19 protein-coding genes and 3 pseudogenes are annotated in these 22,728 nt (G+C 68.8%); 7 read left to right on the top strand and 15 right to left on the bottom strand.

Features of this window, described 5'->3' with window-relative positions; genetic code table 11:
* Positions 1 to 362: 362 nt before the first annotated feature.
* Both ABZT06_RS45615 and ABZT06_RS45610 read left to right on the top strand, forming a co-directional pair.
* The gene (locus tag ABZT06_RS45615) at positions 363 to 998 is read left to right on the top strand and encodes a hypothetical protein (RefSeq protein WP_355754696.1); all 636 of its coding nucleotides are present in this window, start codon (positions 363 to 365) and stop codon (positions 996 to 998) included.
* Positions 999 to 2,042: 1,044 nt separating this feature from the next.
* Positions 2,043 to 2,330 carry a hypothetical protein gene (locus ABZT06_RS45610; protein WP_355754694.1) on the top strand — a complete coding sequence of 96 codons (288 nt, stop codon included), beginning with the start codon at positions 2,043 to 2,045 and terminating at the stop codon, positions 2,328 to 2,330.
* Here ABZT06_RS45610 and ABZT06_RS45605 read toward each other — a convergent pair.
* On the bottom strand, positions 2,323 to 3,204 hold the full coding sequence (locus tag ABZT06_RS45605; protein ID WP_355754737.1) for a helix-turn-helix transcriptional regulator: 882 nt from the start codon (positions 3,202 to 3,204) through the stop codon (positions 2,323 to 2,325). The two genes, ABZT06_RS45610 and ABZT06_RS45605, sit on opposite strands and share 8 nt — an antisense overlap.
* Positions 3,205 to 3,374: 170 nt before the next feature.
* On the opposite strand from ABZT06_RS45605, the gene ABZT06_RS45600 reads away from it, so the two are divergent.
* Positions 3,375 to 4,391, top strand: coding sequence for a zinc-dependent alcohol dehydrogenase family protein (locus ABZT06_RS45600; protein ID WP_355754692.1), 1,017 nt, complete (start codon positions 3,375 to 3,377; stop codon positions 4,389 to 4,391).
* A 78-nt stretch (positions 4,392 to 4,469) separates the two neighbouring features.
* Positions 4,470 to 4,768, top strand: a pseudogene (locus ABZT06_RS45595) (SDR family NAD(P)-dependent oxidoreductase); the annotation flags it as partial.
* 134 nt (positions 4,769 to 4,902) lie between these two features.
* Here the strand turns inward: ABZT06_RS45595 and ABZT06_RS45590 are convergent.
* From ABZT06_RS45590 to ABZT06_RS45545, 10 genes and pseudogenes are all read right to left on the bottom strand, one after another.
* Complete coding sequence (locus ABZT06_RS45590; protein ID WP_355754690.1) at positions 4,903 to 5,640, bottom strand: HAD-IA family hydrolase; 738 nt, start codon at positions 5,638 to 5,640, stop codon at positions 4,903 to 4,905.
* On the bottom strand, positions 5,637 to 6,446 hold the full coding sequence (locus ABZT06_RS45585; RefSeq protein ID WP_355754687.1) for a DeoR/GlpR family DNA-binding transcription regulator: 810 nt from the start codon (positions 6,444 to 6,446) through the stop codon (positions 5,637 to 5,639). Before ABZT06_RS45585 ends, ABZT06_RS45590 begins: the two co-directional genes overlap by 4 nt.
* A 166-nt stretch (positions 6,447 to 6,612) precedes the next feature.
* Positions 6,613 to 7,647, bottom strand: a complete 1,035-nt coding sequence (locus ABZT06_RS45580; RefSeq protein ID WP_355754686.1) for an alcohol dehydrogenase catalytic domain-containing protein — start codon at positions 7,645 to 7,647, stop codon at positions 6,613 to 6,615.
* A 26-nt stretch (positions 7,648 to 7,673) separates the two neighbouring features.
* A complete protein-coding gene (locus ABZT06_RS45575; RefSeq protein WP_355754684.1) occupies positions 7,674 to 8,681 on the bottom strand; it encodes a zinc-dependent alcohol dehydrogenase family protein in 1,008 nt (335 codons plus the stop codon).
* Positions 8,678 to 9,559 carry a carbohydrate ABC transporter permease gene (locus ABZT06_RS45570; protein ID WP_355754682.1) on the bottom strand — a complete coding sequence of 294 codons (882 nt, stop codon included), beginning with the start codon at positions 9,557 to 9,559 and terminating at the stop codon, positions 8,678 to 8,680. Before ABZT06_RS45570 ends, ABZT06_RS45575 begins: the two co-directional genes overlap by 4 nt.
* Positions 9,556 to 10,518 (bottom strand): sugar ABC transporter permease, encoded by a 963-nt coding sequence (locus ABZT06_RS45565; RefSeq protein WP_355754681.1) that lies wholly within the window; start codon positions 10,516 to 10,518, stop codon positions 9,556 to 9,558. The genes ABZT06_RS45570 and ABZT06_RS45565 overlap by 4 nt, the downstream gene beginning before the upstream one ends.
* Positions 10,519 to 10,597: 79 nt before the next feature.
* Positions 10,598 to 11,950 (bottom strand): sugar ABC transporter substrate-binding protein, encoded by a 1,353-nt coding sequence (locus ABZT06_RS45560; protein ID WP_355754679.1) that lies wholly within the window; start codon positions 11,948 to 11,950, stop codon positions 10,598 to 10,600.
* A gap of 650 nt (positions 11,951 to 12,600) precedes the next feature.
* Positions 12,601 to 13,526, bottom strand: a pseudogene (locus ABZT06_RS45555) (helix-turn-helix transcriptional regulator).
* Positions 13,527 to 13,608: 82 nt separating this feature from the next.
* The gene (locus tag ABZT06_RS45550; RefSeq protein WP_355754677.1) at positions 13,609 to 14,604 is read right to left on the bottom strand and encodes an aldo/keto reductase; all 996 of its coding nucleotides are present in this window, start codon (positions 14,602 to 14,604) and stop codon (positions 13,609 to 13,611) included.
* Between the two features lie 132 nt (positions 14,605 to 14,736).
* Positions 14,737 to 15,759, bottom strand: a complete 1,023-nt coding sequence (locus ABZT06_RS45545) for a zinc-dependent alcohol dehydrogenase family protein (protein ID WP_355754675.1) — start codon at positions 15,757 to 15,759, stop codon at positions 14,737 to 14,739.
* A 182-nt stretch (positions 15,760 to 15,941) separates the two neighbouring features.
* On the opposite strand from ABZT06_RS45545, the gene ABZT06_RS45540 reads away from it, so the two are divergent.
* A complete protein-coding gene (locus ABZT06_RS45540) occupies positions 15,942 to 16,838 on the top strand; it encodes a helix-turn-helix transcriptional regulator (protein ID WP_355754673.1) in 897 nt (298 codons plus the stop codon).
* A gap of 181 nt (positions 16,839 to 17,019) precedes the next feature.
* Positions 17,020 to 17,148: a hypothetical protein gene (locus ABZT06_RS45535; protein ID WP_355754671.1), complete on the top strand. Its 129-nt coding sequence runs from the start codon at positions 17,020 to 17,022 to the stop codon at positions 17,146 to 17,148.
* A gap of 10 nt (positions 17,149 to 17,158) precedes the next feature.
* On the opposite strand, the gene ABZT06_RS45530 is transcribed toward ABZT06_RS45535, so the two are convergent.
* The 4 genes from ABZT06_RS45530 to ABZT06_RS45515 all read right to left on the bottom strand — a co-directional run bounded on the left by ABZT06_RS45530 (position 17,159) and on the right by ABZT06_RS45515 (position 22,199).
* A complete protein-coding gene (locus ABZT06_RS45530) occupies positions 17,159 to 18,676 on the bottom strand; it encodes an FGGY-family carbohydrate kinase (RefSeq protein ID WP_355754669.1) in 1,518 nt (505 codons plus the stop codon).
* A gap of 722 nt (positions 18,677 to 19,398) precedes the next feature.
* Positions 19,399 to 20,688, bottom strand: a complete 1,290-nt coding sequence (locus ABZT06_RS45525; RefSeq protein WP_355754667.1) for an MFS transporter — start codon at positions 20,686 to 20,688, stop codon at positions 19,399 to 19,401.
* A 481-nt stretch (positions 20,689 to 21,169) separates the two neighbouring features.
* Positions 21,170 to 21,352 carry a hypothetical protein gene (locus ABZT06_RS45520; RefSeq protein WP_355754664.1) on the bottom strand — a complete coding sequence of 61 codons (183 nt, stop codon included), beginning with the start codon at positions 21,350 to 21,352 and terminating at the stop codon, positions 21,170 to 21,172.
* 349 nt (positions 21,353 to 21,701) lie between these two features.
* Positions 21,702 to 22,199: a hypothetical protein gene (locus tag ABZT06_RS45515; protein ID WP_355754662.1), complete on the bottom strand. Its 498-nt coding sequence runs from the start codon at positions 22,197 to 22,199 to the stop codon at positions 21,702 to 21,704.
* On the opposite strand from ABZT06_RS45515, the pseudogene ABZT06_RS45510 reads away from it, so the two are divergent.
* Positions 22,116 to 22,610 (top strand): annotated as a pseudogene (locus ABZT06_RS45510) (transcriptional regulator); the annotation flags it as partial. The gene ABZT06_RS45515 and the pseudogene ABZT06_RS45510 sit on opposite strands and share 84 nt — an antisense overlap.
* Positions 22,611 to 22,728 lie beyond the last annotated feature (118 nt).

The raw sequence follows: 22,728 nt of genomic DNA, 5'->3' as shown, positions 1-22,728 counted from the left end.
GCGGTAAAGGGGGGGAGTTCGCTCCCTGGATGATTTTCTCCCCTTTTGGTGCCCGCGCCCTCGTGTAAAGGTCGGCATCGAGCATTTCTCGCCCGTGGATCACGCCCTGGGAATTCCTGTGCGTGGTCGTTGAACTGCTGACAGGACCCAAAGAACATGAGCAAGGCAAGCTTCATCAACGGCGCCGATCGAGGTTTGGCGAGGCGCCCGTGACATCGTCGGTGCTGGACCGGCCCGCTGCAACGGTCCTGCCGGACCGTCAACCGGTCGTTCCCGAGCGACAATTGCCCGTTTCGCACCCTGGGAACCGGAGAGGCCGCAGGGTGTTGTGGTGGACCGCATGCCTGATCTGTGGCGGCCTGGTGGGTCTGGTCCTTGCCATGGTCGGCACCCTGCGCGGACGGATGCCGTCACGGTGCCGCCTGGCAACGGTCGGAGCGGGCGCGGCGGTGCAACTGGTGTTGGCCGGGTTCTTCGTAGTGACCGGGCCCAGCGGCGGCGGTGGCGCGTGGGAGACCACCCGCGCCGTGGTCAACGCACCGGTTTCCGAGGCGGCCCTGCTGTACGGCGTCGGCAACGGCGGAGACGTGTACCAGAACGACAACGGGACCACCGCCGTGGCCCTGGACGGCGGGGTCGTCCGTGCCGGCACCATGTTCGGCACCGTCTTCCTGACCGACCAGCGCATGGAAACGGAGACGCCGCGCACGGACCGCCTCTCGGAGCACGAGGCCCGGCACTCCGACCAGTGGGCGGCCTTCTCCATCGCCGCCGGGCCCGCCGCCTTCCCTACGCTGTACGCCCTCGACGAAACGTTCTTCCCGGGCGCGTTCAACCACTTCGAACGCCAGGCTGGCCTGGAGGACGGTGGTTACGACACACCGTCGGACTGCCCGTCCATCGCCGGCCAGTTGACCCTCGCTTCCCTGGCCCTGCTCGCCGGCTCGGTCCTGGTCGTTCGGCGCAGATTCCGCACCCCGGCTTCGCCCCGTAGCTAAGAGTTTCTCACGGCAGTTCGCCGACACGACAGATCCTCACGTGCAATAGCCCTGACCGAGCGTTACGCGCGCGTCCGCGAGAGGTTAGTTCATTCACCGGAAAAACTATCCAGAGAGGAATTCCCCCTGCTCCTTCGATCAGCCGTGATCGTTACACCTCTCAGACAGGCTGAGTCTTAAACCGGGTACGGAAAGCCTCGATCGCAGCTGAGGGGCCTGGATAATCAATGGTCGGCAAACGCCGATGTTCGATGAGGGAGGAGACTCACGTGTTCATCGATATCTACGGCCGAATGGTCACCGACACGCGAGTGACCTCTCGCACCCGCTTCGAACTGACGGAGAGGGGCTCGGAGAAGCGCGGCGGCCCTGGCGGAACAGCCAGAGAGAAATAGTGAGTGGACAATCAGATGCCACCGGAACCTGAAACAAACCAGACACCTCCAGCAAGTGAAACCCCTCAAGGAGAATCGGAAGCCTCCGAAATTGACAGGCTTGCCTCCGGGGTCATCCTTCTCACGTCGACATGCGTGACACTAGAGTCTGGGTTGGTGCTCGCCCTCATCGGAGCGAGCCTCAAGGTGACGGCAATGGCTACTGTGGGCACATTTGGCAGCACCTTCAGTATTGGGTACATCATCGCCAAGAAGCCGTCCTGCTGCGCTCCGCGCCCCCGCCTTCTGGGCCGCTGCCGACCTCACGGAGGCTGCGTCCGGCATCGGGGCGGATCGGCCACTGCACTCGTCGCCTCGCATACCCAGATTGCCGGGATGGCCAAGCCTGTGGTGGTCGGACTGGGCGGCCCGTCAGAGCGGGAGGACTCGGCATCGTCGGAGCCGACGACATCGTCGTCCTGGCGGCCGAATCCGTGACCTTCGCCCTCACCGAGGTACACCGCGGCCTCGCTCCCGCCGTCATCTCCCTCAGCTTGCTCGAACGCCCTCGCCGCCGAGGTCTTCGTCTCGGCCAGGACGTTCGAGGGGACGGAGCGGCCGACATGGGCCTGATCACACGGATAGTGCCAACGCGGAACTCGTCTCCGCCATGGAAGACACCCTCAGCTCGACCGCAAGAGGAACCGTTCAGAGCCTCTCGGAGGACAAACGACTCCACAACCGCGACCTGCTGAAGCGAATCGAAGGCGACGGTGAACACCTAGCCCGGCGATCCGCCGAACTGGCCGACAGCGAGGAGGCCCACGCAGCGATGAAAGCGTTCATGACCGCACCCGGCCCCATCGCCAATGCCGTCGTTCGGCCTGTGAGATCGGTCTGCGGAGACTCCGCAGACGCCGCCATGCATGGGGTACACCCCGGCTTCAAGCTCAGGTAAGTGGCTGTGACGGGGACAGATTCTCGTCGGCGGCCCAGGAGGAGAGGATACGCAGCCGCTCGTGGGAGGGGGAGCCGGGTTCGGCGGTCCACACGGTGAGGTGCTGATCAGATTCGGTGTTGGCGGTCAAAGTGTCCCAGTCGAGGATGAGTTCGCCGACAACCGGGTGGTTGAGAGTCGTGGTGCCCGCAGTTCGGGCCGCGACCCGTTGATCGCCCCACCAGCGGGCGAACTGCTGGTCCCGCGTGGACAGTTCACCGACGAGCTCGATCAGACGGGGATCCTCGGGATACTGCGCCGCCTCCATCCGTAGCTGAGCCACGGCCAGCCGCGCGGAGGTCCTCCAGTCAGCATAGAGCCCGCGCATCGCCGGATCGGTGAAGATGATCCGCGGGTAGTTGCGGTGCCTTTCCGGGGGGCGGGAGAAGTCGGTGATTAGGGCGGCGGCCAGGGCGTTCCAGGCGAGGATGTCCCCGCGTCGGCCCTGCACAATGGCCGGGGTGAAGGTGAGGTCGTCCAGGACGCGTTGCAGCTGCGGCTGAACCTGCTGTCGACCACGACGCCGGGTGCGGGTTCCAGTCTTGCCCGCGAGCTGGAACAGATAGCCCCGCTCGTCGTCGTCCAGGTGGAGGACGCGGGCGAGGATATCCAGTACGGGAACGGACGCCTGCATGCGGCCTTGCTCGAGCCGGGTGTAGTAGTCGGTACTGATACTGGCGAGTTGGGCGACCTCTTCGCGGCGCAGCCCGGCCACCCGGCGGGGCCTGCCGTATTCGGGCAGGCCCACGGTGCGGGGGCTCAGCTTTGAGCGGCGCTTCTTGAGGAATTCTCCCAGCCCATTAAGGGGAACGTCGCTGGTCATACTTTCCATCATGACATCGAATTCACGTAGGGAAGGGGGGAGAATTTCATCCCTGGATGTCCCACTCCCCGGATGCATTTCTCCGTTTTTCATGCGGCTTATTGCGTGTGAGCCTTGATCTCGAGCAGTCGATCATAACGCCGGCTGCGACATTCACCCTTGCACCGAAGGAAGATCCACTCATGCGCGGAGCAGTCATTCACGCCCCCGGCGAGGTGCGCTTCGAGACCCTGGACGACCCGAAGATCATCCGGCCGACCGATGCGATCATCCGCACAGTCGCCACCTGTGTGTGCGGTTCGGACTTGTGGCCCTACCGCGGCGCGGAGCCGGTGGACGAGCCCCATCCTATGGGGCACGAGTACGTCGGTATCGTCGAGGAGGTGGGCAGCGAGGTTACCGGTGTCAGGCCGGGCCAGTTCGTGGTCGGGTCGTTCGCTACCTCGGACAACACCTGCGCCAACTGCCGTAACGGCTGGCAGTCCAGCTGCCTGCACCGCGAGTTCATGAGCACCTGCCAGGCCGACTACGTCCGCATCCCCAACGCCCACGGCACCCTGGTGGCCACCGACGAGCACCCCTCCGGCGAGATGGTGCCGAGCCTGCTCGCCGTGTCCGATGTGATGGGCACCGGCTGGTATGCCGCCCTCGCCGCCAAAGTGCAGCACGGCTCCACCGCCGTTGTCGTCGGAGACGGTGCTGTCGGCCTGTGCGGAGTCATCGCCGCCAGGGAACTGGGCGCCGAGCGGATCATCGCCATGAGCCGCCACGCATCCCGGCAGCAACTCGCCCGCGAGTTCGGCGCCACCGACATCATCAGCGAGCGCGGCGACGAAGGCATCGCCCGTGTCAAGGACCTCACCGGTGGCATCGGCGCCGACTCCGTGCTGGAGTGCGTCGGCACCGCCGAGTCCATGCGGCAGGCCCTGTACTCCGCCCGGCCCGGCGGCAACGTCGGCTTCGTCGGCGTCCCGCACGAGGTCGCGGTCGAGGGCCAGGAGCTGTTCTTCTCCCAGGTCGGCCTGCGCGGCGGCCCCGCCCCCGTACGCCGGTACCTGCCCGACCTGATCGACCGAGTCCTGTCGGGCCGGATCAACCCGGGCAAGGTCTTCGACCTCACTCTGCCGCTGAACCAGGTCGCCGAGGGCTACCGAGCGATGGACGAACGTCGCGCCATCAAGGCGCTTCTGAAGCCTTGACCCGTAAAACGTCCCACTATCGGGGGCGGGCTTCCGAAGCCGGCCCCGGCACGGCCCCCTCCCCGCCAAGGGCACACCGTGACGACCTTCGCCCTCATCGGTGCTGGCCCCGACCGCGGGCTCGCCACCGCCCGCCGCTTCGGCGTTGTCGGCCGCTCCGTCGTTCTCATCTCCCGCAGCACAAAGCGCCTGGCCGACCTCACGGCCGAGTGGCCTGCGACGGCATCGAGGTCCGCGGCTTCGCCGCCGATGTCCTTGACATCGAGTCCCTGACCACGGCCTTGCACACGGCCGCCACAGCCCTGGGGACCGTCTAGATCCTCCAGTACAGCGCTGGGCCCCGTGCCGACTTCACGAAGCCGGTCCTCGACACTAGCGTCGACGGCCTGGCTTCTCGCAGCGGATCGAACTCGCAGACGGATAAATACGCGGATGGCCGACCGGTAGGTGAGACTGTGTCAGCTTTTCCACGCTCGACGACGGTACGCCCACCGGGGCCAGGGCCGCCAACTCAGCCCACGAGTCGCTGCACATCCGTCAGGCCGCGCTCACCGGTGCGGTGTTCCGCCGGCAGAATATAGGTGCGCAGACCGCAGGCGGCCGCGCCGCCGTCGCGGACCGGGTTGTCGCCGACCATGAGGGTGGCACGGGGGTCGGCGCCGAGGTCGGCGCAGGCTTTGAGAAACAGCTGCGGGTCGGGCTTTTCGCGGCCCTGCTCGTAGGAGATGACGCAAGTGTCGATCAAGGCGTCCAGCCCGTGGTGGGCGAGGTGGATGCGCAGGTCCCAGGCGAAGTCACTGACGATGGCAATGTGGAGTCCGCGCATGTGCAGGGCGCGCAGGATCGGTTCGGTGTCGGGATAGGGAACCCAGGCGTCCGGAGCCGTGAGCTCCCGGTAGGCCGCCTTCTCCGCGCCGCGCAGAAAGTCCACCTGCCCCCACCATCCCCACATCGCGCGGCGGTGCTGTTCGGAAGATAGATCGCGGCCTTCCTGGAGGGCGACGACGGAGGGCAGCCGGAAGGCGGCGCGCAACTCGTCGGAGATTTTGGCCACGGCGCCGGGCTCGTCCAGCGCGGCGAGTCGACCGGAGGCGAGGCCGACCCGGCGCAGCCACGTCTCCAGGTCGATCATCTGGAAGAGGGTGTTGCTGAAGTCGAACAGGACGGCCTGAACCAGGGGCACCGGCGCGGCCATCTCGGCGTCGCTGGGGCAGTAGGCGCTCGGTGTTTCGAAAAGGGTGTGGATCACGGGGAAGGCTCTTCGGGTTCGACCGTCTCGACGGGGACTTCGAGGTCGCGTATGGCCGCGAGTTCCGTGTCGGGGGTGCCGGTGTCGGTGATGACGGTGTGGTAATCGGCCATGGTGCCGTATGCGTACGTAGCGGTCTTGCCGAACTTCGAGTGGTCCACCAGAAGCAGCGCCTGTTCGGCGGAGGCGAGCATGGCCAGCTTCACCTCGACGTAGTCGTTCAGGGGGTGGAAGAGGCGTCCTTCCAAGACGGCGGTGGCGGACATCAGGGCGAGATCGGCCCTGAGGTGGGACAGGGCGCGGGTGACGCTGGGGCCGGTGCAGGAGTTGAAGTCGCCACGGTAGTGGCCGCCCAGCAGGGTGACGTTCACCCCGGGTGCGGCGGACCCGAGGCGCTGCGCGAGGCCGACCGAGTTGGTGACGACGTGCAGCTGATCCACCACGGCCAGCGCCGGGACCAGGGGGAACAGGGTGGTCGAGTCCTCCATGAGCACCGTGCTGCCCGGTCTGATCCGGCCGGCGACGGCCGAACACAGCGCGTTCTTGGCCGCGAGGGCGCTGTTTTCCCGAAAACGGGTGGCCGTCTCCATGGTGAGCGCGGGGAACGCAACGGCCCGCCCGCGCTCCTTGCGCAGCAGATGCCGCCCGGCGAGGTCGTCCAGGTCCCGGTGCATCGTCATCAGACTGACGTCGAAGTGCCGGGCGAGGTCGTCGATGCGGGTCTCACCGTGGTCGGCGACATACCGCAGCACGGCCTGTCGCCGCGCCTCGACGGCCGCCTGTGACAGTCGCGTACGGGCGGTCACGGCGCCCCTCCTTCCCGCTCGCTCCGGTATCGCAGTTTCCCACACGGGCCGGTACGGGTCGGGGTCCGTCCGGCTCGCGGGCCTCGGGCCGTTCGTGCGACGGCTGCTGCGTACGACGGGCTGCGCATCTGCGTCCATGTCTGCATCCCTGCCTGCGTGGCCGGGGCTACGCTCCGTCCACCGTGACCAGCACCTTGACCTGCTCGGGGTCGACGGATGCGGCGAAAGCCTTGGCGGCGTCCTGAAGCGGGTAGGTGGCGGTGACGATCTCGGCGGTGTCGATGGCGCCGGACGCGATCAGGGACATGGCGGTGCGGTAGTCGTCTCCGGTGTACATCAGGGTGCCCTCGATGCGGATCTCCCGGTCCTGCACCAGGTCGAGGCGGACAGGGGTGGGCCCCGCTGCTCCGACGCCGACGACGATGATCGTGCCGCCCTTGGTGACCAGGTCGGTGGCCTGGGTGATGGACTGTTCGCGCGCCACGCAGTCGAAGACCACGTCGGCCGGTCCGCCGAGCGCCGCATGGGCCTGGTCGGCGAGATCGGTGGCGTCGGCGGGCAGGGCCGTGTCGGCTCCCAGACGCAGGGCGCGGTCCCGCTTGCCCGGCAACAGGTCGGTGATGGCGATCTTCGCGGCGCCCGCGTGCCGGGCGGCGGCGAGGACGAGCAGACCGATGGGCCCGGCGCCGAGCACGACGACCGTGCGTCCGGTGAGGTCACCGGCCTTCGCCACGGCGTGCACCGGGGTGGCCAGGGGTTCGACGAGGGCGGCCTCGATGTCGGTCATGCCGTCGGGGATGCGGTGGACGCGGTCGGCCGGGATGGTGAACAGATCGGCCATGGCACCGGGCGTCTGGCAGCCGAAGACCTTCAGCTCCTGACAGATGTTGTAACGGCCGGAGCGGCACTGGGGGCAGCGGCCGCAGTACAGGTTGGGCTCGATGATCACCCGGTCTCCGGGCGCGAAGTCCTCGGCTCCCCTTCCTGCCACGGCGACGACGCCCACCGCCTCGTGTCCGGGACGGTAGGGCAGGTCGACGAAGGGGTGGTGGCCGGCCGCGGCATGGGTGTCGGAGCCGCATACGCCGACGACCGTGGTGCGTATGAGGAGTTCGTCGTCCCTGGGGACGGGGGCGGGCACCTCCTCGATCGTGATGTCTTCGAGGGAGTGGACGAGAACACGGCGGATCTGCTCGGGCATGTGGGGATTCCGTTCGGTTCGGGCGTTCACGCGGTGGCGAGGCCGGGCTGGACCTGGATCTTGCGGCCGATGCCTGCCTGGAAGCGGGCGACTGCGTCCGGGAACGCCGTCAGCGGGAGGCGGTCACTGATGAAGACGCGCGGGTCGATGACACCGGTGGCGAAGAGGTCCGCAGCGCGTTCGAAGCTGTGCAGCCCGGCCATGGACCCGGTGATCGTGATCTCCTGGTTGTAGATCCTGTACGGCTCGATGGTGGCCCGGGCGGCGTAGTCGGCGACCCCGAACTGCAGGTACGTGCCGCCTTTGCCCACCCGGCCGAGGGCGTCCTGGATGGCTTTCGCGTTGCCGGTGGCGTCGACGACCAGATCCCAGCCATAGGGCGGCGGGTCGAGCTCGTCGGCGGACGCGGCACCGGCGGAGCAGCCCAACTGCCAAGCCGTTGCCAGGCGTTCGGCGTTGAGGTCGACGACGTCGACGCTCGCGGCGCCTGTGGCCTTGGCGAGCTGGAGCATCATCAGGCCCATGGTTCCGGCGCCGTAGACGAGCACGCGGGAGGCGAGGCGGCTGCGCAGGACGTCGTAGCCGCGCACCGCACAGGACAGCGGCTCGATCAGGGCCGCGTCCTGGACGTCCACGTGATCGGGCAGTCGTACGCAGTTGGCGGCGGGCGCCACGGCGAACTCGGCGGCGGCACCCGGGTGGGTGACGCCGATGGCGGCCCAGCGTTCGCAGAGGTTGTTGTGGCCGAGGCGGCAGTAGTGGCACTCGAAGCAGTACAGCGACGGGTCTACGGCGACCTGGTCGCCGAGCGCGAGTTCGGTGACCTCGCTGCCGCGGCCCACGACCTCCCCGGCGAACTCATGGCCGGGGATGATGGGCAGTTTCGGGGCGAACTCCCCCTGGAGGATGTGCAGATCTGTGCCGCACAGCCCGGTGGCCGCGACCTCGACGACGACCTCGCGCGGGCCGGGGGTGGGGTCGTCGACGGTGGCGATCTCGATACTGCCGGGCTGGGTGATGACGGCCGCTCTCACTTCACCGCTCCCAGGGAGAGGCCGCGGACGAGCTTGTCCTGGGCGGCGAAACCGGCGATGAGGACGGGCAGGGAGACCAGGGTGGCCGCCGCGCACAGCCGGGCCAGGAACAGCCCCTCGTTGGTGATGAAGCCGACCAGGAACACCGGCGCGGTGGACGCCTGCGTGGCGGTGAGGTTGACGGCGAACATGAACTCGTTCCAGCTGAAGATGAAGCAGATCAGCGAGGTGGCGGCGAGTCCCGGCATGGCGACCGGCGCGACGACCCGCCACAGCACGGTCAGCAGGCCCGCGCCGTCGACCTCGGCCGCCTCCAGGATCTCCTTGGGGACCTCGGCGAGGAAGGAGCGCATCATCCACACCGCGATCGGGAGGTTCATGGCGGTGTAGAGGATGACCAGCGTCCACACGTTGTCCAGCATCCCGGCGTCCTTGACGATCAGGTACACCGGCAGGAGGGCGGCAATGGCGGGGAGGAACTTGGTGGACAGGAAGAAGAACATCACGTCGGTCCACTTCTCGACCGGCTTGATGGACAGGGCGTAGGCCGCCGGTACCGCCAGGGCGAGGACCAGCAGCGTCGAAAGGATGCTGGCCATGGCCGAGTTGAGGAGGAACGGGGTGATGTCCCGGCTGAACAGCAGCTTGTACTGGTCGAAGGTGAGCGGCGCAAACGGGGTGGGCGGGTTGGTCGCCGCGTCCGCCTCCTGGTGGAAGGAGGTGAGCACCATCCACGCCACCGGCGCGAAGAACGCCAGGGTGGCCAGCCAGGCGACGAACGTCCACAGCGGCGACAGGCGTGGGGAGTTGGGGTCGTCCTTGCCACGGAGGAGCTTTTTGAACCTCGCCCCGGGGGCGGTGGCTGCGGCGTGGGTCATCGGGATGTCTCCTCGCGGAACAGCGACGCGATGGTGCGCAGCGCGAAGGTCGCGATGACGAACGCGCCGAGGACGACGACGACACCGGCGGCGGCTGCCTCGCCGTACTCGTACTTGCGGAACATGGTCAGGTAGATCTCGTAGGGCAGGTTGGTGGTCTGGGAGCCGGGGCCGCCCTGGGTGATGGTGAAGACCGCGTCGAAGGTCTGCACGACGTAGATCGTGCCGAGCAGGACGCCCAGCTCGATGTACTGGCGCAGGTGCGGAAGGGTGATGTGGCGGAAGGTCTGCAGTGCGGAGGCGCCGTCCATTCGGGCTGCCTCCAGGACGTCTCCGGGCTGCGCCTGGAGGCCGGCCAGGAGGATCAGCATCATGAACGGGGTCCACTGCCAAACCAGCGAGATCACGACGGCGGGCATCGGGTAGGAGGAGATCCAGTCGACCGTGGGGCCGTTGTCCGCTCCGAAGAACCTGTATACGGCGTTGAGGGTGCCGTTGAGCAGGCCGTAGTCGGGGTTGTAGATGGCGTGCTTCCACAAAAGCGCCGCCGCGACCGGCATGACCAGGAACGGGGCGATGAGCAGGGTGCGCGCCAGCCCGCGGCCGGCGAACCGGCGGTCGAGGAGCATGGCCAGGCCGAGTCCGAGGATCACGCTGATGACCACCACCGAGGCGGTGAGCACGACGGTGTTGAGCACAGCCGTGCGCAGCCGCTGGTCGGTGAAGACGAACGAGAAGTTGGACAGACCGACGAAGTGCCTCTCGCCCGGCTTGAGGATGTTCCACTGGAACGTGGAGATGATCAACGTGGCCACAAAGGGCAGCTGCGTGACGACGATGGTGAAGATCAGCGCCGGCAGCAGCGGGATGCGGCGCTTCCACCTGGCCGCCGCGCCCGAAGACCTCCGGGTACGGACGGGTGGGGATGGTGTCTTGGGGGGTGCGGTGAGCGTGGTCATGAATGGTTCCTCTGCCGGTGAAGGCCGGGGTTGGGGAAGCGGCGCCCGGCCGACTCACGGGCCGACCGGGCGCTGAAGGTCACTTCTGGTAGGTCTTGGCGACGTCCTCGGCAAGCTTCTGGCCGTCGTCGAGCGCCTTGTCCACGCTGGTCTTGCCGGCGATGGCGGCCGAGATCTCCTGGGTCACCTTGGTGCCCAGGTCCTGGAACTCGGGGATGGCCACGTACTGGATGCCCACGGTCGGCCGGGGCTGGACGCCCGGGCTGGCCGGGTCGGCTCCCTCGATGGACTTCAGGGTGATGTCACCGAACGAGGCTGCGGCCTCCTTGTACTGAGGGATCTCGTACGTGCTGGCCCGCTTGCCGGCGGGGACGCGCGCCCAGCCGAGCTTCTCGCCGACGAGGTTCTCGTACTTCTTGCTGGAGGCCCACAGCATGAACTGCGAGGCCGCGTCGGCCTTCTTGGTCGTCTTGGGCATGGCCCACGACCAGGCCCACAGCCAGCCGCTGCTGTCCGTCTTGACGGTCGGTGCGTAGGCGTAGCCGACATGGCCGGCGATCTTGCTGGCGCTCGGGTCCTCCAGCGAGCCAGCCGCGCTGGTCGCGTCGTACCACATCGCGACCTTCTTCTGGCTCAGTGCGTTCAGGCACTCGGTGAACCCGGCCTGCGGGGCGCCGGCCTCACCGTGCTCGCGGACCAGGTCGACGTAGAACTTGGTGGCCTCCTTGAAGCCGCCACTGTTGACCTGGGCCTTCCAGTCCTTGGTGAACCAGGTGCCGCCGAAGGTGTTGACCATGGACGTCAGCGGCGCACCCAGCTCCCCCCAGCCGGCCAGACCGCGCAGGCAGATGCCCTTCATCCCCGGCTCGGCGCCGTCGACCTTGGCCGCGATGTCGGCGATCTGCTGCCAGGTCGGGTGCTCGGGCACCGTGACGCCCTTCGCCTTCATGACGTCCTTGTTGTACATGAGCATCGAGGACTCGCCGTAGAAGGGCAGGGCGTAGAGCTTGCCATCCGAGCCCGTGAGCGACTGGACCATCGGCTTGAGCAGGTCGGCCTTGTCGAAGCCCTTGTCCTGGTCGGTGTAGGAGCCCAGGTCGTGCAGCCAGCCGTTCTTCTCCCAGATGGGTACCTCGTAGGCGCCGATGGTGGCGACGTCGTACTGGCCGGCCTGAGTGGCGATGTCCTGGGTGACTTTGTCGCGCAGCTCGTTCTCGGGAAGGATCGTGAAGTTGACCTTGATCCCGGTGTCCTTGGTGAAGTTGTCCTTGGTCAGCTTCGCGATGTCCTCCATCTGCGGGTTGCCGACCATCAGGACGTTGATGCTCTTCCCTCCGCTCGAGGACCCGCCTGCTCCGGCTCCGGAGCAGGCGGTGGCGAGCAGGGCGGTGGCGGCGACGCCGGCTATGAGGGCGTATCTGGTCGATGCCATGTGGCGGGGGCCTCTCGTGCAGGTTCGCCGGGACCTCGACTGAGGCACGGCGGGTCAAGCAGGGGTGTGGATGCGTCCTTGGGGAGTCGGGCGCGTTTCGATGGCCGAATTATTAGCAGGAGACTGCGCCGTTGTTAACACATCTTGCGAGAAATTCTCTTCAGACTTATCGTCAAGCGGTCCCTGAGGGCTACGAGACTCCCCGAACAGCCCAGCCCCCAGCCCTCGACCTCGCAGCCGCCGTCCCCGAGGAACCCATATGAGCGCCAGACCTGAACCCGCAGACCAGCCTGCCGTCGTCGCCGGCGACGCGCTGGTGGACCTCACCCCCGCCCGCACGGCCGGAGGGTGCCGCGGCATTCCAACCGCGTCCGGGCGGCTCCTGCCTCAACGTCGCCCCTGCGGGTACCGGACCCGACGGCCGCGACCTGGTCGGACAGGTGCGGCTGGTGAACGCGCGGGGCACGGCCGCGGGCGTCGGCACCGTCCTGATCGAGAAGGTCACGCCGTAACCTTCGGTTGCTGACGTGGGCGGCCGTCCGGGATACCGAGCGCCCGCCCCTTCATCACCGCCGGCGCCGGCCCCCGCGCACTTGGCGATCATCGGGAACATGTCCGCGGCGGCCGGTGGGAGTCTTCGCCGACCAGTCTCAGTGACTCTCGTGTCGGGTGGGCTCTGTGGCCGACGGTTGTTTAGCTGTCCAACTGGCGAGGAGCTTGAGCCGGTCTTCGGAAGCGGTGCCGGGCTCGGCGGTATAGACAGTCAGGTCGTACACGGCACGGTCAGACAGGGGCAGGTCCATGGATCGGTACGCCAGCTCCAGGCGGCCGACGTCGGGGTGGTGCAGCCGCTTGATGCCGTAGTGACGGATGCGGACGTGGTGGGCGGCCCACTGGGTGCGGAACTGGATGCTGAGCGTGGCCAGTTCGCCGATGAGTTCGCGCAGGGCCTGATCGCGGGGTTCACGCCCGGCTTCGGCGCGCATCAACGCGACGGTGGTCACGGCTGCGGCCTCCCCGTCGACGAATAAATCGGCTGAGCCTGGATCGAGGAAGAGGTAGCGGGCGATGTTCGGCCGGCCGCGTCGATTGCTGGTGTCGCTGTCGAACATCGGCGCGTGCAGAGCACGGAACAGCGCGTTATGGGCGATGACATCCATGCGGCGTTCCGTACGAAGGACGACGACTTCGTCATGGAATCGAGCATCCACTGGACGGAGGGCGGCACCTCGGCATCCCCGCGGCGGCGAGCTGCACGCCGGGCGGGACCGGCGGCTTGGGCCAGGTCGAGCAGGTACCTGCGCTCGTCCTCGTCCAGTTGCAGGGCCCGGGCGACCGCTTCCAGCACGGGGACGGACGCCCGCATGCGCCCCTGCTCGACCCGGGTGTAGTAGTCGGTGCTGATGGACGCGAGCTGCGCGACCTCCTCGCGCCGCAGCCCGGGCACCCGTCGTGGGCCGCTGACGGGCAGTCCGACCTGCTCCGGGGTGATCCTGGCGCGTCGGCCGACGAGGAAGTCCCGGATGTCGGCGCGGTGGTCGGAGTGGTGGTCAGGGCTGAGGTCCCAGCGATCCACGCCATCGGCGGGTCGCCCCCCGGAAGAGCTCGGCAAGGCGGCAGTACGGCGGCCTGGGATGCCGGACGGCCCGGGGCCGGCTTCACCAGGCATACGCCTGCGGGGCTTCCCCCGGACCCGGCCAGATGCGGTCGAGGCTTTCCACGGTCTCGGCGTCGAGTTGTACGGACAGTGCGCTCAGGTTGGACCGTAGTAGCTCGCTCGTCGTCGCTCCGGTGACCGTGGTGGAGACGGCAGGGTTGTGCAGCACCCAGGCCAGCGCCACGTGCGCCGGCTTGGCGCCCAACTCCCGGCACAGCTCTTCGTACGCTTCGAGTTGGTCGCGGTGCGCGTCGATGCGCCGAAGCATCGACTCGTCCCGGATGCGACCCTCGGCGCCGGACTCGAGTGCGCCCGTGAGCAGGCCGGCGTGCAGCGGGCTGTAGGGGATCAGGCCGATGCCGAGGTGGCGCAGTGCGGGGACGAGTTCGCGTTCCACGGCCCGTACGGCGAGGTTGTACAGGCTCTGTTCGGAGGTCAGGCCCAGGAAGTGCCGTGCCGTGGCGGCCGATTGGGCGAGGGCCACGTCCCAGCCGGCGAAGTTGCTGCTGCCGACGTAGCTGACCTTGCCCTCACGTACCAGCTGCTCCATCGCCTGCCAGATCTCCTCCCACGGCGTGGCCCGGTCGATGTGGTGCATCTGGTAGAGGTCGATGTGGTCGGTCTGGAGGCGCCGCAGGCTCGCCTCGCATGCACGCCGGATGTGGTAGGCGGACAGCCGGCGGTCGTTCGGGCCCCCGCCCATCGGCTGGTACACCTTCGTGGCCAGGACGATCTCGTCGCGGCGCCCGCTGCGCTTCAGCCACCGGCCGATGGTCTCTTCCGAGACGCCGTATCCCTTGACCATGTCCGCTGATTGCGGGCCGCCGTAGACGTCGGCGGTATCGAAGAGATTGACACCCGCATCGACGGCGGTGTCCATGACCGCGAAACTGGTCGATTCGTCCACGGTAAAACCGAAGTCCATCGTCCCGAGGCCGATCCGGCTGACCAGCAGACCGGAGCGGCCCAAGTGCCCGTATCTCATCTCGTCACTCATGCGCCTACCATCCATTCGCAAGGCATGCCCCCGGGCCGCGGTTCGGACGAGCAAGGGACTCGGCACCCGGAGGGGCTGAGGTCGTCGCAGGTTGTTGCCGGAGCCGCGGATGCTCTGGGTTGTGGTGGCTGGTCAGGGCTTGAGCAGGACCTTGATGGCGCGGCGTTCGTCCATCGCCTGGTAGGCGTCGGCGGCCTGCTCCAGAGGGAGGGTGAGGTCGAAGACCTTGCCCGGGTCGATCTGCCGGGTCCAGATCAGGTCGATCAGCAGCGGCAGGAACTGGCGGACCGGGGCCGGGCCGCCGTGCAGGTGGGCGTGCGAGAAGAACAGTTCCTGGCCGTCCAACGTCACGTCGTGGGACACTCCGACGTAACCGATGTGGCCGCCCGGGCGGGTGGAGCGGATCGCCTGGAGCATGGACTCCTGGGTGCCGACCGCCTCGATGACCGAGTGCGCGCCCCGGCCGTCGGTCAGCTCCTTGATCCTCTCGACGCCCGCGTCACCGCGCTTGGTGACGATGTCGGTCGCGCCGAAGTCCAGGGCCAGCTTCTGCCGGGAGGCGTGGCGGCTCACGGCGATGACCCGCTCCGCACCGAGCTGCCGAGCGGCGAGCACGCCGAGCAGGCCGACCGCGCCGTCACCGACCACGGCGACCGTCCTGCCGGGACCGGCCTGGGCTGCGACAGCTGCGAACCAGCCGGTGCCCAGCACATCGGAAGCGGTCAGCAGACTCGGGATCAAGTCCTCGTCCGGGGTGCCCGGGGTGGCGACGAGGGTGCCGTCGGCGAGCGGGACGCGCAGCCGCTCCGCCTGGGCGCCCATCTCGTTCATCCACTCGCGCTGGACGCAGGCGGTCTGGTAGCCGGCACGGCAGTTGGCGCAGGTGTTGTCCGAGGTGGAGAAGCCGCCGACGACGAACTGACCGGGCTTTACGGTGGTGACGGCGCTGCCGACCTCCTCCACGATGCCCACGTACTCGTGTCCGATCGGGGAGCGTGCCTCGAAGGGCTCGGCCCCGCGGTAGGGCCAGAGGTCCGAGCCGCATACACAGGCCGCCACCACGCGGATGACCGCGTCCGTGGGCTTCAAGATCGTCGGGTCTTTGCGCTCCTCCACCCGGAAGTCACCGGGGGCGTGCATCACGACACCGCGCATGGGGGTTGCTCCTTGCGTACGGAGGGACCGGCCACGCCGGACGGCCGGGCTGGCTGGCTGGCTGGCTGGCTGAGTGCCACGTCATCCAGGGAACCCTCGTTTCGCGCGGGCAACCAGTGGCTGTTGAACCATGTACTGGCAGTACACCCTTACGGCCGGACGGACGGCGTACGGTCAGAGGTGTGGACAACCGTGACGAAGTCCGCGAGTTCCTCACCTCGCGCAGAGCCAAGATCACCCCGGAGCGGGCGGGGCTGCCGGCCGGCACCCGGCGCCGCGTGCCCGGACTGCGCCGCAGCGAGGTCGCCACGCTGGCCGACGTCAGCGTCGACTACTACGGCAAGCTGGAGCGCGGCAACCTGGCCGGTGTCTCCCCCGCGGTGCTCGAATCGGTCGCCCGCGCGCTCCAGTTGGACGAGGTCGAACGGGCGCACCTGCTTCACCTGGCCCAGGCCCAGGAAGGCTCCGACACACTGGCCCGCCCTCGGTCACGTTCCAGCCGGCAGCGGGCCGCCCTGCCCAAGAGCCTGCAGTGGACCCTGGACGCCGTCACCGCCGGACCCGCGTTTGTGACCAACGGCCGCCTGGACCTGCTCGCCGCCAACCGGCTTGCCCGCGTCTTCTTCGCCGACCTCTACGACAGTGGCACGACGCCGCCGAACATGGCCCGCTTCCAGTTCCTGGACCCGGCGGCCCGCCGCTTCTACCCGGACTGGGACCTCATCGCCGACATGACCGTGGACGTGCTGCGCACCGAGGCCGGCCGCAACCCGCACGACAAGGACCTCCACGATCTGGTGGGCGAGCTGTCCACGCGCAGTGACGCCTTCCGTACCCGCTGGGGCTCCCACAACGTGCGCCGTCACGGCACCGGCGTCAAACGCTTCCACCACCCGGTCGTCGGCGAGCTCACGCTGGCCTGGCACGGCTCGGCCGTGGACGACGAACCCGGCCTCACCCTCCTCATCTACAGCGCCGAACCCGGCTCACCCTCCGAAGGAGCCCTGCGCCTGCTGGCCTCGTGGATGGCCTCCCAGGGCGGTGCCGCCCCTGCCGATCTCCTCCAGCGAGGTAGCTGATCTCACCGGAGGCGTCGGTCAGGCGGTGGAGGGCGGCGCCTGCTGCCGTGCTTGTCACGACGACCCGCACGGCAGCCCGTTCCGCGGTGCGCGGACGGCAGACATCGACCAGCGGCCGCGCTCAACCTGACCGATGTGATGGCCTGGAGCGGGGGCTTCTTCCCGGCTCCGCCGGAGGAAAATGCCTGGACTAGCGGCCGGCGAGCTCGCCCAGTTGCTGTCGTACGCCGTGGAGATCGCGGCCGACATCTGCACCCGCGCCGGCGCGCAGCCGCCGTACCGTCGCGACGGCTTGCCGAACCCGACGTAGGTCCTCGTTCTCACTGCGCGGTCTTGAGCGCGTCCAGGCGGGCCCAGACCGGTCCGAGAGCCTCCAACGCCTCCCGGTACACCTGGTACGCCACGTCGAGTACGGCAACCCGGTCGGGGCGGGGTTCGTGGCGCCTGAGTGCGGCGGGGGTGGCACGCGGGTCCGTCACGTCGTCGAGCAGTCCGACGGCGGTGGCCGCGAGGAGGGCCGCTCCCCGGGCGGCGCTCTCCGGCACGTCGGTCACTACGACCGGGCGCCGCAGAGCGTCGGCGAACATCTGGCTCCACACCTCGTTGCGCGCGGCGCCGCCGGTCAGCCGGACCGCCGCATCGCTGATCGGCAGCTTCGAGCACAACGCGTCGACGTGCCAGCGGTGATTGAGCACGACGCCTTCCATCAGGGCCCGCAGCAGGTGTCCGCGACCGTGCCAGCCGCGCAGTCCGAGGAACGTGCCGGACGTGGGATGCGGGTGCGGGGAGCCGTAGACGAACGGGTGGAACAGCACCTCGGACGGACCGTCCAGGTGTGCCTCGACCTCGCGGCCGATCACCTCGTGGACGCCGTCCCGCTGGTCGGCCGGCGCACCTGTCACCCGCAGGAACCACTCGAGGTTCGCCACCGAGGCGGGTGAGGTGGACATGGTCATCCACTGGCCCGGGCGGACGAAGTGACGGACCTGCCAGCGCGGATCGACGACCGGGCGCTCGCTGACCACTTGGTTGATACTGAACGACCCGGCGATCAGGCACAGTTCGCCCGGTGTCGTGCCGCCGATCCCGAGCGCGGCGGCGTCGACGTCATGGGCGCCCGTCACGACCGGGGTGCCCGCAGTGAGCCCGGTGAGCGCGGCGGCCTCGCGGGTGACGGTTCCGCTTACTGCGTCGCAGGCCAGGACGGGTGGCAGCAGACCGGCGAGGCCGCCGAGGCCGTACAGGTCGAGCAGTTCCGGCGTGTAGCCGCCCCGCCGCATGTCGGTGAACGAGGCACTGGCGTCCGTGGGATCGGTGGCCGCCATGCCCGTCAGCCGCAGGCGCAGCCAGTCCTTGCAGGACAACAGCCAACGCGCCCGCTGAAGCACCCCTGGTTCGTGGCGGGCGAGCCAGGCCAGCAGGGCGGCCGGGGAGCCCGCGAAGGGCACCGTGCCCGACAAGTCCAGGGCACGGGACCAGACCGGAGTGCCCCGCCACTCCTCCAGCACGGGTTCGGCGCGCGTGTCCATCGCCACGATCGCGGCGCGCACCGGCCGGCCGAGCTCGTCGACGGCATACAGTCCGTCGCCGTGCCCGGCCACCCCCACCGCGGCGACAGCCCGCCCCGCGTCCGGACCGGCCTCGGCGAGACAGGCGGCGATGGCCTGGTGCGTCGTCCGCCACACGTCGTCCATGTCCCGCTCGACCCAGCACGGGCGCGGGGTGGACAGCGGCAGCGTGCAGCTGCCCTGCGCCACCGGCCGCCCGGTGGCGTCGAACAGAACGGCCTTGGTCACGGTGTGTCCCGCGTCGACACCGAGCACCAGTTCACTCGCCACCGCTCACACCCACTCCAGGTTCCGAGAGTTGACCACCGTGGTCGCACCGGCCAGTCGCGGCGAGTTCGGCGACGATCGTGGCGTTACGGCCGGACTCCGGTACGGCCACGCCGCGTGCTGTTCCGCCTTTTTCCCGGCCGGTCGAGGCTGCGGACCGGCCAGGAGCAGCGGATCGCACACCTGCGCCAGGGCATCGACGCAGTACCTGGCAGGGATGAAACGATCACCGCCGAAGAGAACCTGCCATCCGGTCTCCTCGCGTGCCGAAGCCACACCGCTCACGAAGCCGATCGTCCCACGTAACAGGACGGCGGGCCTGGACCGCCGCATGTTCAGCGGCAGAGATGCCCGCACACGTGGCCCCTCCAGCAGGCGCGACCCGGCGGCGCAGCCAGCTCCCCTCGCAGGAACTGATCAGCGGCTGTGCTGCAAGCGTTGACGATGGCCCTGACTTTCTCGGCCGGCGGGGCCGGCGAAGCCGCCGCGGAGACTCCGGTGGCGCCGACCAGGGCACCGTCGCCGGTGTGCACACACGGCGCGGGGTTTGTCGTGCTCGCCCGGACGTGAACGGCCCGCGGGCTCCACGGCGGTGGCGCCAGCCACACCGAGAAGCACCGGTCGGGCCCAGCCCCACAGTGCCCGTCGGGCTGACCAGGATGGCTGCCCCTCCGGCACACCCAACCTGATGCCCTCGGCTTCGGCTTCGGCTGTGGTCGCGGTGGTCATGGGGTGATTGTTTCGGCAGTCTCACTACGGGGAGCTGTAAGTGCGGCTTCGTCACCCCACCCGGGCTCGACCACGCGTGAGGGGCCGCCGGCGGCGGCGCGGTCGTCAGATCGGGTGGCGTGCATCAGCGCGAGCGCGGTCAGCGGTACGAGGGTCAGGGCGGCCGTCACCGTGCCGACCAGCGGCGGCCCGGCCTGCCCCAGCGGCGAGGCCAGGGCGATGCCTGCCACCCAGGAGCCGACGGCGATCCCCACGTTGGACGACGAACTGGCCAGCGCGGAGGCGAGTGTGGGCGCGGAACCGGCGAAGCGCACGACCAGAGCGCCGAGCACCGGGGTCGCGGCGAAACCGGTCGCCCCCATCACCGTCACCAGGACAACCGTCGCCACGGCGCTTGTGGAGAAGAGCACCAGCAAGAGCAGAACCAGCGTGCTCGCGGCGGCAGCTGTGATGAGCGTGGCGAGCGGCCGACGGTCACCCAGGCGCCCGCCGACCATGGTGCCCAGCAGGGCGCCCACACCGTAGCTCGTCAGGATCAGCGGCACGGCCGCGGTAGGAATCCCGGCCCGCTCGGTGAGCAGGGGCGAGATGTAGGTGTAGGTCGCCAGGACACCTCCCAGGAGCAACGCGATGGCGCTCAGCGCCAGCCAGACGCGGGACTGGCGCAGCGCGGCGAACTCGGCGCGCACAGAACGCACTTCGCGCTGCTCCTCGTCGGGGATGAAACGGCCGATGCCCAGTGCGGCGCCGGCTGAGAGGGCGGCCAACGCCCAGAACGGTGCCCGCCAGTTGGACATCTGCCCCAGCCACGCGCCCAGCGGTACGCCGGCGACGTTGGCTACGGTCATGCCTCCGAGCAGCAGGCCCAAAGCCCGCGATGTCGCTGCCGGTCCTGCCGCGGTCGTGGCCACGACCGCGCCGACGCACCAGAAGGCACCAGTGGCCAGTGCAGTCACCACACGGGCCGCGAGCACGACCGCGAAGGACGGACTGAGGGCCGCAATCACATGGCCCAGGGCGAAGACGGTGAGTGCGAGAACCAGCGTGGATCGCCGGGGCAGGCGCAGCGTCGCGATCGCCATCACCGGTGCGCCGACGATCATGCCTGCCGCGAACCCCGTGATCAGCAGCCCCGCGTGAGACACACTGACAGCGAGATCATCCGCGATCTCGGGCAGCAGGCCCGCAATGACGAACTCGGTGGTGCCCATCAGAAACGTCCCGGCGGCCAGCACCAGGACGACGAAAGGCAGCTTGGCGGACCGGTCGTCGGTCAGGGGTGACATGTGGGTGGCTTTCTCTTTCCGGAGCGGGCGCGACTGGCCGCGGGGGGTGCTGACGCCGTACAGCCTCGCACCGGATATCCGTTCTGTGAGGGGGAGGAAATTCCCCCTTGACGGATGCAAAGAGTCCGCGTAGGCGAGTCTCTCCGTCCAACCGTTACTGGGAGAGCGTCAGGGGTGGTGTCCCGCCAGGGGCGTTGCCGGGCAGCCTTCGCGGCCTCGGGGGCGTAGCGCCGATCGGCCCCACACCGGGCGTCAGGGCGGCACGTGCGCCCCGGCCCGCACCGACGATGTCGCCTACCCAAGCGGATAGCCAGGCGGGCTGCAGGCAGCCAGCGAGGTAGACGTTCCATCTTGTCCCCCGACGCCGGAGGGCAAGGGGTCCGGGCCGGTGCGCGTATCACCAACTGCTTGTGTGGCTGCCGCTTCGATCCGCACGGCCAGATCACTCCGCTCTTCCGGTACTGACCACCCGCGCGAGCACTTACGGCGCAGGACGCTGGTTTTCCCAGCGCGCGAACCAGGCATGTGCCGAGGACTCCAGGGTCCACGGGTTGCCGCGGGATCCATGCTGGGCGAGCATCACGTCGATCAGTTCGGTGGCACTCGTGGCCTCATGGGCGGCCTGGTGGAATTCAGCGATGTATCCCCGGGTTCCCTCGATCATCTCGGCGACGGCGCGGTCGTCGGAGTCGGGCTTCTTGTGCCCCCTCCGCGATCATGGTCGGGTTCAGTGCCGCGACGCGGCCCACGTTCGCGCTCCATTCGCGCCAGGCATCGGGTCCCGACAGGCCCAGCATTTAATGGATCTCGTTGTAGATGACGTCACCCGCGACCACGGTGTCGATCACCGGCACATGGACCACAGACTATGGACGCAAACGGCGTCCACCGGCCCGGGCCCAGAGAGAACGTGAGGAAGCCTCCCGGCACCTGCCGGGAGGCTTCCTCACGCACGTGGCGCCGTCACTCGCGCATGCGGCGGCCGGGGCGGCCGACGGGCACCCCCTCACCGCTCACAACGCGGTGCCCGTCTCCTCGGCCAGCGTCTGCAGGAGGCGGTCCTGAAACCCCTCGTCGTGAACGGCGCGGTGGGGCTGCTGCCGCTGACGGTGGTACCAGTACCCACCGGTGGTCAGCGCTTCGGAATCGTCGCTCGTCGCGAGCCACTCCTGCGTGCGATGGCCGAGTTCCAGATCGTCCGGCGCGCTCGGCCCACCCATCTTCGTCGGCACCCAGCCCGGGTCCACGGCATTGCTCAGCACGCCGGGGCGCAAGCGGGCCACGGCGGCCGCGAGGGCCGTGACGAACAGCTTGCTGTCGGAATACGAGCCCGCGCTCAAGCCTCGCCAGTCGACCCCGTTCAGCGAGGGATGCCCGCCGAAGTGTGAGCTGCTGCTGAGGTACACCAGCCGACGCGGCCCGCGCAGCAGGGCCGCCGCGGGGACATTCTGGCCTGGAACGCGCTGGCCGCCGCCCTGGTCACCGACTTCTCCCAGATCCCGGAAAAGCACCGCAACTATCCCCGGATCATCTTCACGGAACCTGTGATGCGCACCCTGTACGCGGACTGGAAGACTTCGGCGCACATTGCCGTGGCCCAGCTGCGGATGGAAGCGGCGAAGTATCCCCAGGACCCTCGCCTGATCGAGCTCGTCGGCGAACTGTCCATGCGGGACAAGCAGTTCGCCCAATGGTGGGGCGACCACCGCGTCGCCGCCCGCACGGTGGGCACGAAGACCCTGAACCATCCGGTCGTCGGCGAACTCGTCCTGGACTGGGACACCCTCACCGCCAACACCGACCCCGACCAGAACCTGACCGTCTGGACCGCCGCCCCCGGCTCCCCCACCCACGAACGACTGCGCATCCTCGCCTCCTGGGCCTCCGACCAGCACCTGCCGGCCTCCTCCCCGCTGAGCTGACCGCGACCGGCCACCTGTTCGGCGTCTCCAACGGCAACCACGCCTACTACACGGCCGTCGTCGCCCCGGCACTCGCCGCACTGGCCGGCGGCGGGCTCGCGCTCTTCCGATCGGAGTA

The organism is Streptomyces sp. NPDC005483, assembly GCF_040606035.1.
GTDB lineage: Bacteria > Actinomycetota > Actinomycetes > Streptomycetales > Streptomycetaceae > Streptomyces.
The sequence above is the reverse complement of the archived record's forward strand: the minus strand, read 5'-3'. Positions and strand labels throughout refer to the sequence as shown.

What these genes read in the sequence shown, in the direction of transcription:
- ABZT06_RS45610 (WP_355754694.1), top strand. Translation starts at nt 2,043, where the DNA reads ATGGAAGACACCCTCAGCTCGACCGCAAGAGGAACCGTTCAGAGCCTC.
- ABZT06_RS45605 (WP_355754737.1), bottom strand. Translation starts at nt 3,204, where the DNA reads ATGATGGAAAGTATGACCAGCGACGTTCCCCTTAATGGGCTGGGAGAA.
- ABZT06_RS45600 (WP_355754692.1), top strand. Translation starts at nt 3,375, where the DNA reads ATGCGCGGAGCAGTCATTCACGCCCCCGGCGAGGTGCGCTTCGAGACC.
- ABZT06_RS45580 (WP_355754686.1), bottom strand. Translation starts at nt 7,647, where the DNA reads ATGCCCGAGCAGATCCGCCGTGTTCTCGTCCACTCCCTCGAAGACATC.
- ABZT06_RS45570 (WP_355754682.1), bottom strand. Translation starts at nt 9,559, where the DNA reads ATGACCCACGCCGCAGCCACCGCCCCCGGGGCGAGGTTCAAAAAGCTC.
- ABZT06_RS45565 (WP_355754681.1), bottom strand. Translation starts at nt 10,518, where the DNA reads ATGACCACGCTCACCGCACCCCCCAAGACACCATCCCCACCCGTCCGT.
- ABZT06_RS45560 (WP_355754679.1), bottom strand. Translation starts at nt 11,950, where the DNA reads ATGGCATCGACCAGATACGCCCTCATAGCCGGCGTCGCCGCCACCGCC.
- ABZT06_RS45550 (WP_355754677.1), bottom strand. Translation starts at nt 14,604, where the DNA reads ATGAGTGACGAGATGAGATACGGGCACTTGGGCCGCTCCGGTCTGCTG.
- ABZT06_RS45545 (WP_355754675.1), bottom strand. Translation starts at nt 15,759, where the DNA reads ATGCGCGGTGTCGTGATGCACGCCCCCGGTGACTTCCGGGTGGAGGAG.
- ABZT06_RS45535 (WP_355754671.1), top strand. Translation starts at nt 17,020, where the DNA reads ATGCCTGGACTAGCGGCCGGCGAGCTCGCCCAGTTGCTGTCGTACGCC.
- ABZT06_RS45525 (WP_355754667.1), bottom strand. Translation starts at nt 20,688, where the DNA reads ATGTCACCCCTGACCGACGACCGGTCCGCCAAGCTGCCTTTCGTCGTC.
- ABZT06_RS45520 (WP_355754664.1), bottom strand. Translation starts at nt 21,352, where the DNA reads ATGATCGAGGGAACCCGGGGATACATCGCTGAATTCCACCAGGCCGCC.